This window comes from Propionivibrio sp., assembly GCF_049316945.1.
Classification (GTDB): domain Bacteria; phylum Pseudomonadota; class Gammaproteobacteria; order Burkholderiales; family Rhodocyclaceae; genus Propionivibrio.
Genome location: NZ_JBMOJE010000114.1, coordinates 1 through 15,449 on the forward strand (window position 1 = coordinate 1; position 15,449 = coordinate 15,449).

General features: G+C 51.2%; 16 protein-coding genes. 13 read left to right on the top strand and 3 right to left on the bottom strand.

The genetic code is table 11. The features are described from left to right. Positions 1-238: 238 nt before the first annotated feature. The 9 genes from ACOYNV_RS20315 (at position 239) to ACOYNV_RS20355 (ending at position 9,000) form a co-directional block, all read left to right on the top strand. Positions 239-1,522: a DNA primase family protein gene (locus tag ACOYNV_RS20315; RefSeq protein ID WP_422901633.1), complete on the top strand. Its 1,284-nt coding sequence runs from the start codon at positions 239-241 to the stop codon at positions 1,520-1,522. 487 nt (positions 1,523-2,009) lie between these two features. After that, entirely contained in the window at positions 2,010-2,996 is a 987-nt protein-coding gene (locus tag ACOYNV_RS20320) for a hypothetical protein (RefSeq protein WP_422901634.1), read from the top strand. Between the two features lie 276 nt (positions 2,997-3,272). Next, positions 3,273-3,668 carry a VOC family protein gene (locus ACOYNV_RS20325; RefSeq protein ID WP_422901635.1) on the top strand — a complete coding sequence of 132 codons (396 nt, stop codon included), beginning with the start codon at positions 3,273-3,275 and terminating at the stop codon, positions 3,666-3,668. 506 nt (positions 3,669-4,174) lie between these two features. Then, positions 4,175-4,792: a hypothetical protein gene (locus ACOYNV_RS20330; RefSeq protein WP_422901636.1), complete on the top strand. Its 618-nt coding sequence runs from the start codon at positions 4,175-4,177 to the stop codon at positions 4,790-4,792. A 24-nt stretch (positions 4,793-4,816) separates the two neighbouring features. Then, the gene (locus ACOYNV_RS20335) at positions 4,817-5,488 is read left to right on the top strand and encodes a hypothetical protein (RefSeq protein ID WP_422901637.1); all 672 of its coding nucleotides are present in this window, start codon (positions 4,817-4,819) and stop codon (positions 5,486-5,488) included. Between the two features lie 88 nt (positions 5,489-5,576). Further along, entirely contained in the window at positions 5,577-5,756 is a 180-nt protein-coding gene (locus ACOYNV_RS20340) for a hypothetical protein (protein ID WP_422901638.1), read from the top strand. Between the two features lie 780 nt (positions 5,757-6,536). Then, positions 6,537-6,806, top strand: a complete 270-nt coding sequence (locus tag ACOYNV_RS20345; RefSeq protein ID WP_422901639.1) for a hypothetical protein — start codon at positions 6,537-6,539, stop codon at positions 6,804-6,806. A 1,344-nt stretch (positions 6,807-8,150) separates the two neighbouring features. Continuing rightward, positions 8,151-8,327 (top strand): hypothetical protein, encoded by a 177-nt coding sequence (locus ACOYNV_RS20350; protein ID WP_422901640.1) that lies wholly within the window; start codon positions 8,151-8,153, stop codon positions 8,325-8,327. Between the two features lie 394 nt (positions 8,328-8,721). Then, on the top strand, positions 8,722-9,000 hold the full coding sequence (locus ACOYNV_RS20355) for a hypothetical protein (RefSeq protein ID WP_422901641.1): 279 nt from the start codon (positions 8,722-8,724) through the stop codon (positions 8,998-9,000). A gap of 182 nt (positions 9,001-9,182) precedes the next feature. Here the strand turns inward: ACOYNV_RS20355 and ACOYNV_RS20360 are convergent, their stop codons facing one another. Beyond that, positions 9,183-9,455 carry a HigA family addiction module antitoxin gene (locus tag ACOYNV_RS20360; protein WP_422901642.1) on the bottom strand — a complete coding sequence of 91 codons (273 nt, stop codon included), beginning with the start codon at positions 9,453-9,455 and terminating at the stop codon, positions 9,183-9,185. 143 nt (positions 9,456-9,598) lie between these two features. Here ACOYNV_RS20360 and ACOYNV_RS20365 point away from each other — a divergent pair, with 143 nt between their 5' ends. The 4 genes from ACOYNV_RS20365 to ACOYNV_RS20380 all read left to right on the top strand — a co-directional run bounded on the left by ACOYNV_RS20365 (position 9,599) and on the right by ACOYNV_RS20380 (position 14,005). Beyond that, positions 9,599-9,820 (top strand): BrnT family toxin, encoded by a 222-nt coding sequence (locus tag ACOYNV_RS20365; protein ID WP_422901643.1) that lies wholly within the window; start codon positions 9,599-9,601, stop codon positions 9,818-9,820. Beyond that, a complete protein-coding gene (locus tag ACOYNV_RS20370) occupies positions 9,783-10,133 on the top strand; it encodes a BrnA antitoxin family protein (protein ID WP_422901644.1) in 351 nt (116 codons plus the stop codon). Before ACOYNV_RS20365 ends, ACOYNV_RS20370 begins: the two co-directional genes overlap by 38 nt. 1,287 nt (positions 10,134-11,420) lie before the next feature. Next, positions 11,421-12,254, top strand: coding sequence for a hypothetical protein (locus ACOYNV_RS20375; RefSeq protein ID WP_422901645.1), 834 nt, complete (start codon positions 11,421-11,423; stop codon positions 12,252-12,254). A 998-nt stretch (positions 12,255-13,252) separates the two neighbouring features. After that, positions 13,253-14,005, top strand: a complete 753-nt coding sequence (locus ACOYNV_RS20380; RefSeq protein ID WP_422901646.1) for a lysozyme inhibitor LprI family protein — start codon at positions 13,253-13,255, stop codon at positions 14,003-14,005. A gap of 367 nt (positions 14,006-14,372) precedes the next feature. On the opposite strand, the gene ACOYNV_RS20385 is transcribed toward ACOYNV_RS20380, so the two are convergent. After that, positions 14,373-14,789 (bottom strand): type II toxin-antitoxin system HicB family antitoxin, encoded by a 417-nt coding sequence (locus tag ACOYNV_RS20385; protein WP_422901647.1) that lies wholly within the window; start codon positions 14,787-14,789, stop codon positions 14,373-14,375. A gap of 291 nt (positions 14,790-15,080) precedes the next feature. After that, positions 15,081-15,449: hypothetical protein (locus ACOYNV_RS20390; protein WP_422901648.1), on the bottom strand; the 369-nt coding region annotated here is incomplete at its 5' end.

Below are 15,449 nucleotides of genomic sequence, written 5' to 3' on the forward strand. Positions count from 1 at the left end.
GACGACGATAGCAAGCTGGTTAAGAAAAATCATGCACTCTTGCCGGAAGGACACGTTGTACCGTCCGTTTACCCAGCTCCTCGGAGCTTTATATTTTGACTTCGTCATCGATTCGGCGCCACTTTAGCGCATCCATCCGCCTAGCTGAGCAATTCAGTCAGGCCGTGTTTTCATTACCGTTAAGTGATCTCCACCAGGCATTAAAAGGCGTGCAAGTTACAAGCACAGGCGGTGTTCGGTGAGCGAACAGAATAAGAGCAAAACGCGCCCGCCGTTCGTGCCGCATCGCTTTGCGCAGCAACTCGCAAAATCTGGTTTGTATGCAACGAATGGATCCCTGCTTTGGGCCTGGAGTGGCACGCATTGGGAAAACCTCGAAGACAGTACAGCCGAGCGAATGGCCTACGCGTGGTTGCTAGATAATGAGGATGCGGATCGCGCCAATCCGGCTAACGCGAAGATCGTCATAAAATCTGCGACGTTGTATCTGCCACTTCTTGCAGCTCCCGCGCTGGACAAAATTATCATCCCTGCGGTCAATGGGTACATACACATAGAAGGCGATGGGACTTGCTTACGTCCGCACGATAAGTCGCTTGGTTTTCAGCATTGCATAAAATGCGACTATGACCCCCTTGCCGATGAGCCAGAAATGTTTAACACATTTCTCGAACAGATCTTGCCAGACAGGTCGGTGCGAGAGCGTGTGCAGGAATATATTGGCTACACTTTTCTATCTGATGCGCGCTTTCAGCACGCTCAGCTTTGGCTCGGAAACGGAGCTAACGGGAAGGGCGCACTCGCCAACGTCGTGCAAGCGTTGCATCATAAAGTTGCGGCTGTGCAGCTCGATTCACTAGATGGCTTCAAGTTGGCCGGAATGGTTGGCGCACCGTTGATTTACTGCGATGAGGCACCTCAGCGGGGCATCAATGAACAAATTATCAAAACTCTGATCGCAGGCGAATTAGTTCAGATTGACAGAAAATATCGTGACCCTATCAGCCTGCGCATCAGTGGGAAATGGTTGGTGCTAGCCAACCACTTCCCGACCGTGACAGATCAATCGGCGGGTTTTTGGCGGCGATGGGATATCGTACCTTTTGACATCAGCATACCTGCCGCCAATCGGGATTCACAACTGGCTGAAACGATCATTCGGCAAGAGTTAAGTGGCGTACTCAATTGGGCAATTCGGGGCTTGATGCGCCTGTTGGCACGCGGTCGATTCGCTCCAGAAGCGCCTCAGGCCATTCAAAATGCTTTGCTTGAGGCAAAGCTCGATACCAACTCTGTAGCGAGCTGGTGGGAGGAGACCTCGGGCGAACTCATGCCCGACGCCAGAACACCAAAGCCCAAGCTTTATACACAATATGCCGACTGGGCAAGGGCGAGTGGTATGTCGCCAGTCGCCTCTCCCAAATTCTGGAAGCGAATTGTTGAAGTAGTGGGCAACGAGTTGGAGTTTAAAAAGATTCGTGGCGAGCGATTGTGTAATGTTTCCCTGAAATCGTCATGCTAAGGGCCTTTATGCATAACCGGGGGCCGGCGCGGGGGCACCGCGCCTCCGGGCGGAACGCTGAAATATCGCTATCCAATAGGAGCTTTTTCAAAGGGGGCCGTGGGGGCGGGCTTTTTCCTGAACTTTTCTCCCGTCACCGGCGCCACCAGTTCTTCTTCGTTTTCTTCACTCCTATAAAAAGAACAGTAAAAGCACCACGACAAGAAGGCGTGGAAAACTCTTCCAAAATAATCTGCCCCCTCGGCCCCCTCCTTGAAACCACTGCAAAAACAGGGCTTCCGAGAGATGGCTCATTCACCAATCCAATTCAATATCGCTCCACCTCAGCCCCCCGGCCGCAAGCGGCCGACCCCGGAGGGGTGATAACCAGCGGGGAAGAAGGACTTTTGTGGCTGTGTCGGTGCCGGCGAATTGTCGTGATCGTTGGAAGGGGGCGGCAGACCTGGAAAATGGAGAGCAGAGCGTGGATTTATGAGGGGCACGAATCATGAGCCTTGCTCATTTCAAAAGGCGCAAGGAACCAGTGGTATGGCTTGCGGCAACTGATGGAAATACCTTGTCGGCTGAGCGGGTGGCGCAGGTCTTTGAGTTGGGCATTAGACGCCATGGGCGGCACGTTGAACTCAGCAACGGCATTCGTGGGAGTGACAAAGACGGTCGTTTGATTTGGTGCTCGGCTGACGGATTGGGTATCGGAGACAATGTTGCGCTTGCGCAGCACCTCACCGGTTTTGAATTCCGGCCCGCGTTGGCGTTCTTGCTGCGCTCGAATTCATGCGAGCCTTCATTGCCGGTTGTGCCGAAGGTCAAGAGTCTACGATTGCCGAGGGGGGGCGAGGTCGATAGACAGGCCGGGCGGGCATATCTGCTAGAACGCGGCATCACACTGGACGTGCTGAACAAGGCTGAAGATTGCGGGATGCTTTGGCACATCGACGGAGCCGTCCTTTTCGTTGGTTACGATTGTCGGCGAATACTCAGCGCGACGCGCCGGGGCTATTTACCTACGGATCCCACTCCAAAACGTGATTTGACTGGCAGCGACAAGGCTTTCCCAGCAATCCTTCAGGGCAGAGCGGATATCGTCTGGGTCGTGGAGGGCGGGGTCGACGCGCTGGCATTGCATTCGATCCTTAGGGATCCGCCGACGACGATAGTGACTGGCGGTTCTGGCTGTCGATCTTGGATCCAGATGCCTCACATGTCGCAAATTCTATCCGCAGCAAACAACGTTGTCATAGCCTGCGATCGCGAGGACTCAAAGGAGAAGCAGGTCAGGACCGACGCTCAACACCGACTGCAAGCAGATCAAATTGCAGGGTTTTGCAGAAAGGTAACTTTCTGGTATCCGCCAACCAGCAGCAAGGATATTGCGGATATGCTTTTGACTGTCCAACCGCAGACCTGTTTTTTTCCACATTCGCCTGAATTTCAGCGCCGGAAATCCAAAGGAACATCCGATTCTCATGAATGATTTTTTTGTGCGATGCAGTATCTGAATGGCATGAAAATTATTAAGCTATGATCTGACTCAGTACGGCCATGAGCCGCCAGTTGAGGTGGCCATCCTATTTCAATAGCGCAGGCTTCTGGTGACCTCGCTGAACGACCGGTTTTCGGCGAGCAAATTTACATCTACACTGCCTCGACTCGGCTACGAGCCAGTGTTTTCGGACGACCATGGCTGGGTCAAGGCTCAGTCGATCGAGGTCGCTGGCGGCTATAACATCTAAATCAGAGGAGATCACCAATGCTTGATCACGTTTTTCTTTCGGTCAGCGACATCCCTCGCTCAATCGCGTTCTATACCAAGGTGCTGACGCCGCTCGGCATCACCAACCGCCACGATTACGACGGTCGGGAAGGCCCGCCGGGGCATCCCGACCTCAAGGGCTTTGGCTGTGAAGGCCGAATGTTCTTTTGGTTGCGGGAAGGCGTCGTGTCTGGTGCGTCCGTACATCTCGGCTTTGTCGCCAAATCGAGGGGCGAAGTCGATGCGGCCTACGCAGAAGCCATGACGGCGGGCGCAACTGACAATGGCGCTCCTGGAGCCCGGTTGCACTACGACCCGCGCTACTACGCAGCCAATGTCCTCGACCCTGACGGTTATAGTCTCGAATTTGTCTACAAGAGCTGGCAGCACTGAACGATGAAAACAGATGATCTACGGCGCGACGGGCTACACCGGTCGCCTGGTTGCCGAATATGCACGAGCGGCAGGCGTCACCTTCATTCTCGGCGGGCGCGATCACCGGAACACTCGATGACGACTGGCCGCTTCCAGGAGTCGGAATTTCACTGACCGCTTTCCGCCGATGAATTCAAAGAGATGACGGTCGCGTCGCGACCCACAAGAGACAGATGATGTTTTCATGGGCAATGGCGGCTTTATGATCATCAAGCTGCCAGTCGAAATGGTGGACTGGCGGTTTCATCCTCGGCCAAAACACCCTTTCGGCACCGCGCCCTTATACATCTGCCGTGAACTGCTGAGCGGGCATTCAATGGCGGCTATACTGCCCAGTTTGCAATGAGTATCACAAGACTGAGGGATAGGCATGACTTTGAACGGAAAGATTGCCCTGGGAATGTTGGCTCTAGCAAAGAGTAGGGAATCTACAGCAGAGAAGACACCATCGAGCAGAGGGGAAAATGACCGAACCGAGCCTGAGCCGTACTCAACAAATCGCATTACTTGCCGGCAACTCTGTCTGCGATGTTCTTGATGAACGCCAGAAGAAACACCTTGCCTGGCGCAGGCGTTTGTATGGTGAAATCAATCCTGAGACAAGCGCACCTACGTTTTTTCTTCACACACTCTATGCAAATGGGTCGTACATCAAGATGTTCCACATCAAGACGCTGGTAACCCAATGGTTTTTGCATTGCTACATTCACTCTTGCCAGGAAACCTATCGACGTGTCACGCGGAGCCGACCGCAGTACGTATATTCCGGGTGTGTTATACCGAGGAAAAAAAGTCTACAGGCGGGCGGACTCGTTGCCGATATTCATCTCATAAGCGAGGGCTTGAGTGAGACGACAATCGTGCATGAGGTGATCCACGCAGCGGCCTACCTGTCGCGCATTCTGAGCGACAAAGCAATCCTCGAGCTCATCAAACCGTATGCAGTTATGCCAGCCATGTTCGCCAAGCGCGAAGAACTCCAGTGCCGTAACGTCGAACTGATCGTCAAGCAAATTGCCATGGCACTGCGCGCACTTGGCATCTCCGTAGTGCCTCTCGCCGAAGCGGATGTTTTCAACTGACCAATTGAACGGGGTAATGGATAAATGAACGCTGCACATGAAGAAAGGCTGCATGCCTGCTTTCCCTATGGTCTATTGCGTTGGCCTGACCTGGCGAAGATCAATAAACAACCGTCGAAGGATTTCTGGGCGCGCTTGCCGCCGCTGCTTGCCTTGCATGGCTTTTATTGTGAAAAGCCTCACCTCTGGTCCGGGTATGAGAATGTCTGTGAATTCCACCTGCACCGTATCGGCGATCCGCAGGACGGGTATTTCAATGACAACAAAGAAGAAAAAATCGAAGCTCTGCGGTGTTCTGGGCTCCCCTTTGTTCAGCTTACGGCAAAGGTCAGCACAATCGTACCGGCGCTTTTTATCGACATACAGGAAACGTGGTTCGACCCAGACACCTGTGGAGTCAATTCTCGAGGCCGGTACGATGACGGGCTAAAAACCAAGAGTTTCTTGCGTGACACTCAATTCGAACCCTGGGCTTCGCTGGCAACCGCGCTGCGGGCTTTGGGGAATGAGTTGGGGTTGGCAGATTTTGAGGAAGCGGAACTGAAGCAGGATGTTCCGTTCGTAACCAGGCCAATTTATAGCGACGATGACGACGCTCCTTTGTTTGACAGCGAGGCCGATGAAATCACGTATCTAAAAAATCTTCCGCAAGACATTTGTTGGTTATGCGAATGTTTGTTTGACAATGTGATTTAGCTAACTCGCACGGGTTGCTATCCAAGAAGCACAAAGCCCCGGCAACGCGGAAGAAAGACAAGATGCACAGTATGGCGATGGATGATTTATGGGTCCCGTCACCCAGATTGACACAGACGGGCTGTTCTTCGACCTAGAAATTACTGGGGATGTGGCGCGGTTGGTGTCTATGGTCAACAAGCGCACCCTCAGTCGAGAACAATTTAAATGCAACCCCATTGACGAATCCGTCAAGACCGCCTGCCATCGTCATCCAGTAGGTTATTAAGCCAAATGGCGCCAGGCTCATTTTCCTGATTGAAGGAGCGCTGGCGATTGGGTTATAGTGGTATCGCACAAGGTGCGCGACCCTCCCGAAAACGACGAGTGGCAGCAACCTATCAGGTTGGTGGTGGAGCCAGTGAGCGACTGGTCGTACCTTGTGTGTTTTTGAGTACGGTCAGCATTCATGATGGTAAAACGAGCGATTTTGATCACGGTCATTGATGGTGGTAAATGTAACTCATGGAATATTTGAAGTAATCACGATCGGTAATGGAGTGAAGGTAACCCTTCGTTTATCGTGATCAAATAATGATCATGAAGATGATGGTCGGTCATTTAGGCACCGAGAATCAAGGGTTGTACTATTTGGCATATGCGGTATGGGTCGAAACGCCATCAAATTCGATGAAAAAAGGCGATCGGTTTTGAGTCTTCAAACCGTAGGATATGACGCTGGCGACCCGGAGCTGGGTCAAGGGCGGGCTGCGGCTGTATGCAGCCCGGCGAAGCGTACCCTTGACGCGGTGTAGGGGCAATACGCTGAATCATGGCTGTTGGTGCGGCATTTCGCCCCAACAGCCATGATGACTGGCGGCGGCTTCAATTTCGAATCAGTCCATGTTCCATCAATTTACTTGAACATCGGACCATCAAATCACGTGACCCCACTCATTTTCACTGATTATTGGGTTATAGTTAAAATATCCGGAGACTTGCGACCCTCCCGAAAACGACGAGTGGGCAGAGCCAATAGGCTATGTGTGGAGTCAGTGAGCGGCTGACCTTGTCTCCGGTGCCTCATATAACTTCCTTAAAATCATTCCAGTTGATGCAGGAAGATAATATCAAGCCTGCCGTAATGACCGCGTTGAGCTACATGGAAGCTAAAGTGAGTACGACCTTGCAGATTGAGGCACAACGCAGCATTGGCATGAGCGTTTATGGCCGATCCTCAGGCGTGGTTGTTAAGGATATTGCGCCGGAAGAGGCTGAATACCTTACAGGGTGTTATTGCGCGGCATGGAGAGACGGTGTGATCTGTGGTGTTTCATGAAGAATGGCGGGAATAGTTTTCATGAAATCAAACAGATTCCAAGGTCGGCGTCAGGCGCGACTGACTTCCCGCAGGACTCATTTGAATGCCTACCCACTCGGCGACTTAGAGAGGGTCACCCGGCCTTGGAAAATAGAGTATAGGGACCGATTAGGCGCTTTGCAATCATGAGTCTGGGTAAGGTGCACCGATAGAAGCTGAGTCTGGCACCTTTTGTTGAATCTTTTCGAGTTCAAAGGAAATTCAAAGGGACTGTAAAGTTTGAGCTTGATGGCAAAACTCACCATTGGCTCATAACAGCATACGGCAAGAGTGTCAACGCATCCAAAGAGTGTCCAGCGGCTTCGGATGGAGATACGGAACCGATCCCAGCTCTTTCCGTAAACGTCGACAATCTAAATTTAAGCAAAACATACCCTCTTGTCAATTCGAGAGCTAAAAGGGGGGGGGTGATCGAAAGTGACGGTTGAGAATGACTCAAGCGGCGATGGCATCCCAATATCGATTCCATCCTACATTTGCTCGGGTGACGCGGAGGTTCAGCATGACTTGGGCGTTTTCTGGCTTCCACCAGGTGCCGGACAGTTTGAGGCGCTTCTGAATGATATAGCGATATGCGCTCTCTACTTCGCCGGAGCCGATAGGTAATCCAGCTTGAATGGCGGCGTGGTAGTTGAATTGGCCTGGGCGATTTGTCAGGTAACGCTTCAGCCCGGCATTCGTCTTGTCCGAAGCGCTGGCACAGAAAGCAGCGCACTGTACGCAAATAGGCCGCGATCGTGACAGACTTTAGCCCTCTCTCCGCTCGGAGGAAGCGCACGAAGTCACTCTGAATACATTCGAGCGAGGTGGTGTCGATCTGCTCAGGCAGGCTCGGCGTGCACCCGAGTTCTCGCAGAAATTCGAGTAGCTGTCGGCAGGTGACCGCATCGCCGCGCCGAGGACCCATCTGGCGACGTGCCTTCAGAAAGAGATGGACGCGCTGCTCGTCAAAGTCCGAAGCTTGAAGCTTGCGCCGTTTGAGCCAGTGGTTGAGCTGATTGAGCAGTTGCAGTTTCGATTGCACCGTCGTATGGGCGTAACCCTCCCGCGTAAGACGTGCTGCAAATCCATCGAGATGGGGCGCCAGTGGGCCAACATTTGAGTGTTGTGCTGACGTAGCGCCGTTGTAGTACCGATCTATCATTGCCTGTCTCCTCGTAACTTTGGCGACATCGCCAGTCTAAGAAGACAGCAGGATTATGCAGAGTAATCCAGCATTCAAGCTCGCTAAAACTCGTTGAAATTGAACAGCTACTACACCAAATCCGACTGCGTACTCGGAATAATCCAGGATTCGGAATAATGACTCATGTCGTCGAGGCGAGGCAACAAAAAAACCTCATTACCAAAGCACAAGCCATTGCGTACATCATAAAAGCCGTGGCGATTATTGCTTCTGGCAGCCTAATTAAAGACCCGTCAGGGGCTGCTGATATGGTTGCTGTTAAAGGTATCGACGGGGGGATATTGTTTCGTTAGTTAAAAAGCCCGGCAGCAACGCTTGGATGCTGACCGATTATCACCCTGAATTTGATGGGAATAGAGGGGGTGCGCTGGATGCGGCATATGAAGCATTTCAGCCTACGCACTTCGTCCCTACACGATGCCAAGACGAAATGGGTGCCCCTCAAGTGGCCTCCGATGCTTTTGATTCATCGCTGAATCACGCTATACGCCGAGACTCTTGCAAGAGAGGCTGCTCGGCGGGTGCGGATGACACACCAAATTTAGACGCAACCAATATCAATGTCAATTCAACTACAGGGCAATTGCATCAAACCGTTGGTATCCCGAGGAGGCTGGAGCGATAGGAATCAGAGGAGGCTGCGAGAATGCGGCGATTGTGGATTCCGCCCTTGCGGGAGGAATCAAGATGAAAGAGATTGAGGACAAGACGCAGGATGATGGCGAGATTGGCGCCGGCGTTTTTCATGCGAGCCCGCATCTGGTCATTATTGAGGGCGACGTCAAGGCACCAATGGACACGATGGCAAGTAGGCAGGGGGAGTTGCACCCCCAGCCTCTCACAGAACGGAACGTGAACCTCTCGATTCATTCCACTCCCATCAAGCAAACGATCCAACCATCCCTTGCCGCCAATGTACGAAGAGATACGACCGTGTTTCCGACAAATGCTCAAGAAACCTGCTAGAGGAACTGCTTTGTAAAGTTGGCTATCGACAGCGCGATTGTCACGCCAAGCATCCACTGAACCAGTGCATACTTGTCGTCAAAGTGCCCTTGGTAACAAGTCATTCTTGCGCATCCGATAGAGCTCGGAAAACCGTCTCGTCAAACCCGGCGTCACGAAGCCTTCGCGTTGCGTCAAGCGTGTCAAATGTAACGGTTCCCATGCAGAACTCGCTCGATCTCTTCCGTGTCGAAGTCGGCTTGCAATCCAAGCCAGAACCCCGGCGTCGTACCCAGAGCCTGCGACAGGCGCAAAGCGGTATCTGTTGTCACTGAACGGCGACCGGATAATATTTCGCCAATACGAATCTGCTGTACCCCGATAGCTTTTGCCAGGCGGTAGGGAGTAATGCTCATCGGATCAAGAAATTCTTCCTTGAGAACTTCTCCGGGGTGAATGTTGGGCAACTTACCCATAAGTAACCCTGCAAAAAAAGTATCGCAAATCGATACTGTCGGAAAGTGAATCTTTGTTTGAATTACAGTGAATTTGTTAGTACAATTTGCTTGTGGTCACTTACGACGAAGCGAAACGCCAAAGCAACATTAGAGACCATGGAATGGATTTCGTGGGCTGCGATGCCGTGTTTGACGGCCCTGTGATCTCCGAAGAGGATGCGCGACTGGCTTATGGCGAATTGCGCATTAATGTGATCGGTTACTTGCGCGGCGCGGTGGTGTTCCTAACCTGTACCGAGCGGGGAAATGATCTTCACGTGATCAGCCTTCGAAAGGCCACTCGACATGAAATCAAACGCTTTGCCACATGGTTTTCCAGATAACCCTGAAGCGTGGAAAAAATTAATCGACGCCGCGCCGGAAAACATCGCCGATGCGCAGTGTCCTTACGATCCAAACGATCCATCCGCCGTTGAGGCGTACTGGAAAAACGCTGTCGTCAGCCGTTCGTTGCCAGAGTTACGCGAAAAGCTAGCCAATCGCAGGCGCGGCCCCAGTCGTTCGCCTACCAAGGTGCCAACGACCATCCGTTTTGACGCCGACGTACTGGCTGCGCTGAAGGCAAGCGGAAAGGGCTGGCAGACACGGGTTAATGAGGCCGTCAAAGACTGGCTTAAGACGCACTCGGCGGCCTGATTTCCATACATGCTGTAGAGCGCCTATTCATGCGGCTCTCAGGCTATGTCTTTTTGGCGGACTCCGGTTTGATGGCGGTTAGTTTCTGGTACTGCACGAACAGGAAGACGACGCGCGGGGCATCCTCTGGCTTGCCTTTGTAGCCATATATCAGCATCAAACAAAAAACCGCCAAAGGTGGCGGTTCGTGTGAGATAAAGCGGCTGGCGGGCTAGGTTGGCGACCCTAGTTAGCTCATCAATCCTTTCGGCTTGGCTAAGTCAGCCTGATAACCCACGCCAGTCGTGAATTAAGTATAGCAACAGCCGGTGCAACATGGGAGATGACCCTGGAAAAATCACCGAAAATCTTCGGCTCCGTCCGCCAATATATGAATGGCAACAATAACCGGTAATGAAATTCAGAAAATGGTAAGACACTGGCTGAATACCCTGATTGGGTTATCAGGGGTCTAGATAAGGCCAGGACATCAAGGCTCTTTTACAACACCCCCAAGAAGATTGTGCAGCCGACGTCTTTTAACAAAAAATGCCCATTGCCTACTCCTAAGAAACAGATTTGTAAGCTCTGTTTTTTATAGAGCGCCTGGCCCGCGCGGGGGTTGGGAGGCTCAAAGTTCAATTGGGACGCTGGCTTCTCAAGGCCCTGCCCACGGCCAGAAAGGTCGCTTCCGCGCTCAACGAAATAATCAAAGACCTTCAGCAATTCCGGCCTGGACGTGAGCAACCACGACCTTCGTGGCATAAATCCCACAAACACCACGCCAGCAAACCCGCTGTATGATCAATGCTTAAGTTGTCAGGATGGGTCAGCTATTGCCCCCTCAGTCGAGAACGATTTGAATATAAGACACGTCGACGGTGAGGAACAGCTGGCAGCAAAAACCCTATGGAAAATCCGCATCCTGCCACCTACTGCAACCGAAGCTGGCGAGGCGCATACGTCCGAAACGTCCGAGCGCAATATTTCCACAGGGCAATCAGATTCTATCCAACCTTATGATCAAAATCAACAGAAGGCCGCTAACCGTGCCCTGCTCCGTCATCGTGACGGTAACAGGGGACCACGGTTTTCATATTTTAAGAAAAATAAAACCGTATCCCCTTTTATTGGGTGTGGCATATCCTCACGAAATTGTGCAAAATCCCCCTCATAAACGAGCGCGTGAAATTGAAGGATAAATCGTGCGGCTTCGTCCAACCCACATTCCACCGGCCGCCGCGTGATAAAGCAGCACAGCGCTAGTGAATTCAAACATTAGGCACATCAATCTATGAGCATCTTTCCATGTTAGTTACAACAATAAACGAAGCTCTTTCTGTGTTTCAAGATTTATTTGAGCAAAAAAATAAAGTAGAAATTAACGATAACGCAGGATATTTTGAGGACTTGTATTTTTCTACTGCATTTGAAGAAGCAACAAAAATCTTGGAAGTCGCAGAGGCTGGTTGTTTTGCTTTTGAAATTAGAAAACATGGGTATTTTAATCACAAAACATCAGCGCGTGAATTGGTTGAATCTGCGGTTGACGAATTTGCAGAACAATTGGTTAACTCGGAAGTTTTTAAAAATGACCCGAAGTTTTTTTGTTGTGCGCTTCCATTGTTGGCTAAAGCTTTTTTAGCTAGAACTGACTCATCGGCATTGGAAGAAGAAAAGTCGGTAGCAGGGTTTTATAGGGAAGCGTCGCTTCTCTTCGCAGAACAAATCAAAGATGATATGACTGACGCACTCCTAAAAAGGGTTGTGCTGAAAGTTCGCCAACTTGATGTTAATCCACTGATGGAGGAAGGTGGCTTAAGAACTTTTTTGGATGAATTAAGTGTGTATAACCGTGTAGGTTCAGATTATCCATTTTGGGAAGAAATACAAAGCACGATTGATGATGTAATCGAGGATGCGCTACAAGAGGAGACTGAAGCCGTTCGTATTGCACTTTGGATGCAAACTCGCGACTACGATGGAAACTTTGATAGCGGGGGTTGTGAGATGCCACTACACCCAGATGAGAAATCGCTCCCAATAAATCTTGATGAAATTGTTATAAGTTTGCGTCACGAAGTAATTTCACAAGCAGGTAGCGAATTAAGCATAGAAGCACGAAATTATCTTGATATTTAATAACTAATCAGATATCTCCCGTTATTCCCTTGCAGGCGGGAATAAAGGAAATCCAGACTTCGCAAATAAACAGCAGTGGACAAACCACGGTTTTCTGTTGGTTCTGCAAACCGCTCCTATTTTTATTAGTCCGTATCGCGCCGCAGATTAATCATGTTTGTGTCTCCGTGTTCTCAATATTTCGGGGCGTCAAAGCGCAGAACGTTACGTCCTCAAGCGACTTGATTTGAATTACAACCGCGCGGCGGTTATTACGGCGTAACAACTCTATATATGGAAGACCAGAAGCCCAAAGGAAAGCCATGCAAAGAAAGAGGCGGGGAAAAATGCTCTGGTATCGCGCAGATACCGCATCGTCCGGTGTCGATGCCCCGTTTCCTGAAACCGCCAATTTCACCGGGACGGAGACAGCAGACGCTCGGGAGAGCTTTGTCAGTGTAACCCAGCCGTCAAATGATGACAATCAGGCGAAATCTACCGAATCAGAAGAAGAGATTCCTTCTGTTGATCCCGGCCAGGATGGTGGCAAAACCGAGTCTATGCACACTGGGCCTATTCCGATTGTCCGCAGTGTGGGTGCAGAAGGTAATGATAAGTTACCAACGCTAGTAGAGCATGTCAATCCCCTAACGCAAGGCCCGTTGCCTAGCCTTGGGATGGTGCAAGCTCCAGCGACGAAACCCGTTGGTTTGGAACGACCGTTAACTCAGAGAATCTACAGAATCTTGTCGAGCGTACCCCCCCCGCGCGGAACGCTTAACTCCGGTTCGCGTGGAATGGGTGTCCAGATTGGTGTGGAATACGCACGCCGGCAGAATGCCAACGCTTCCCGATGCTAGAAAGGCGTACGGACAACTCCTGTCAGGGAACTTTAACCCGCTGGATAGATCGCCCATTACGGCTTACAGCATCTGGCTGTTCCCCATTCTTTTACCTTATACTTCTTAACCTTAACCGTATCGCGGTTATTATCTGGTAATAACCTCAAGGAAAAGTGAATGATTCTTAAGATCATATTGATTGTCGTCGCATTGGTTGAGTCGGCGACCGTTATGGCCGCTGACTTGCCCAAGTGCAACACTGAACAAGTAATGAACATGCTGGTCGATTCCCGCGCCCGGTATTACAAGCAATACCCTATAGTCTACGGCGACATTCGTATTCTGGCCATGACACCGGTACGAGAGCTTGGTGTTGATCTGACTCAGCGCGCATGCGAAGCCACTGAGAAAAACAGCCGGGGAGATTTGCCCGTGGGCTATGTGATTGAGTGGCGAGACCGCAACAATGGGTTGTTCATCGTGTCGAACAAGTTACTCGACACCCTGAAGGCTTCTTATGGGATCTCCGCCCCTGTTCCAACCACGGTATCTAAGCCTGTCGTTCAGGCGCATGTAGCTGCTCCTCTTGCTCCCGCTGCGCAGCCAGCTCCGGCACTTGCAGACTCCATGCTCTCCGGAACCTATAACGCGTGCATGAAAGAGGCGGTATCGATGCCGGACATGACCGATTGCGCCGCCGGAGAGGCCGCTTTACAAGATAAGCGCCTGAACGTAGCGTGGAAAGTGGCTATAGCCAACACGGCTGACAAGGTGGTGTTGCGCTCAGCTCAGCGTCAGTGGATTAAAGCCCGTGATAAGCAATGTGCAATGGTGGGAGATTCCGGAGGCCAGAACGATGCTTTGGTCGCGGCGGATTGCGTGGCCAGCTTCACGGCCAAACGAGCCAAGGAGCTTGAGACGATCAAGTAGTGCAAAACAATAGGGGCACGGCTCTCGCCCATAAGACAATAGGGACTATGGTTTCCCGTTTTCAGAACCGAAGAAACAGAAAACCGTGCTCCCCTATTATTGTTATTGTGGCTTGACGGGTTCGGATGGAATGAATATAGTTTGTTCAAGGGCTTTAACAGACTTTCATGGGCGCTAGACGCAGGTTCCGGGAGGTTCGGGACAGTGGATGGGTTAAGGCCCTTATTCTTTTCCCATCATGTATCAAAGCTTTTACCGCCTCCTTTGAAATACATGGCAAGGTTGAAGCTAAAAGTGGCTAGGCTCAGTTTCCATCCGTGCAGCGATGGAAAGTGAGCCTAGCCACTTTTATTCGTTGATGAATCCACTACGCCACACGAATCTCGATATGACGCCCAAGCGCACGCGCTGCGGCCTCGATCTGGTCGAAGCGCGAGGCGTGGGAAAGGTCGAACAGTCGATCCACTTGCGGCATATGCCAACCCAAGCGGCGAGCCAATTCCGCCTTCTTGATACCTTGCTCGGTCATTGCTTGATAAACGCCTAGTTTGGCGCACTCCAAAGCCGATGGGCGAACCGTTGGGCGGCCATTGGCTGCGGACGCCACGGGAAGCGGAGCACGGTCGTTAATGTAGAACAACATCGCGGACTCAAGCGCCTCGACGGCATAGAGCAACGCCTCATCTTCGTCTTCCCCTTGGGTGATTGCCTCGGGTATATCCGGAAAGGTGACAACAAAGCCCCCTTCTGGTTGGGCTTCAAGAACTACAGGGTAATCAAACATGATTCATTTTCCTTTAATACCAAGTTGCTTCTTGATGCCTTCCGCTGTTCCGGTCTTCAGTTCGGCGTTGTGCATCGGCAGGATCGAGCGTTTACATTGAGAAACACATGCAGATGCGAACCTTTGCCCGGCATGAAAGTCGCGCCTTGTTGCTCAAGCCATTTCTTCATCTGTTTGAAGTTCATGAAAAAAATATTAAACAGTTCTGTTGTGTTTATCAAGCAATAAAGTAAAGCCCGAAGAACCGCATGAATAATGGCTCTCCGGGCATTGGCGCTGTAGATCGTTTGTTTATGCGGGTGTCAGGGCATCTTCTTGGGCGTCATCCTGAGTTGCTGAAGGAGTTGATGTAGAAATTGATAACGCCTGATTTTTCTTGGGTTTCTTCGGTTTCGCGGTTTTCTCCGAAGGGTCTGGTTCTTTCGTATCTGGGCAAGGTTCGGCTGCCTTGCTTCGCTCAAGATTCAGAGCAAGAAGTTTTTTCAGGATTTCATCGTCGGTGGTGGCTGGGCTGTAATCGGTCCAGCCGTAAGCGGCGGCTACGGCGGTGTCGATGGAAAGATGCGCCTTGTTTAGCCAATCCGGTCTGGAATTGTAGAGATTAGTTAGTGTGCGTTCTTTTAGATCGGATTCATGTCCCTTCTTGGCAACAGGGCGTTT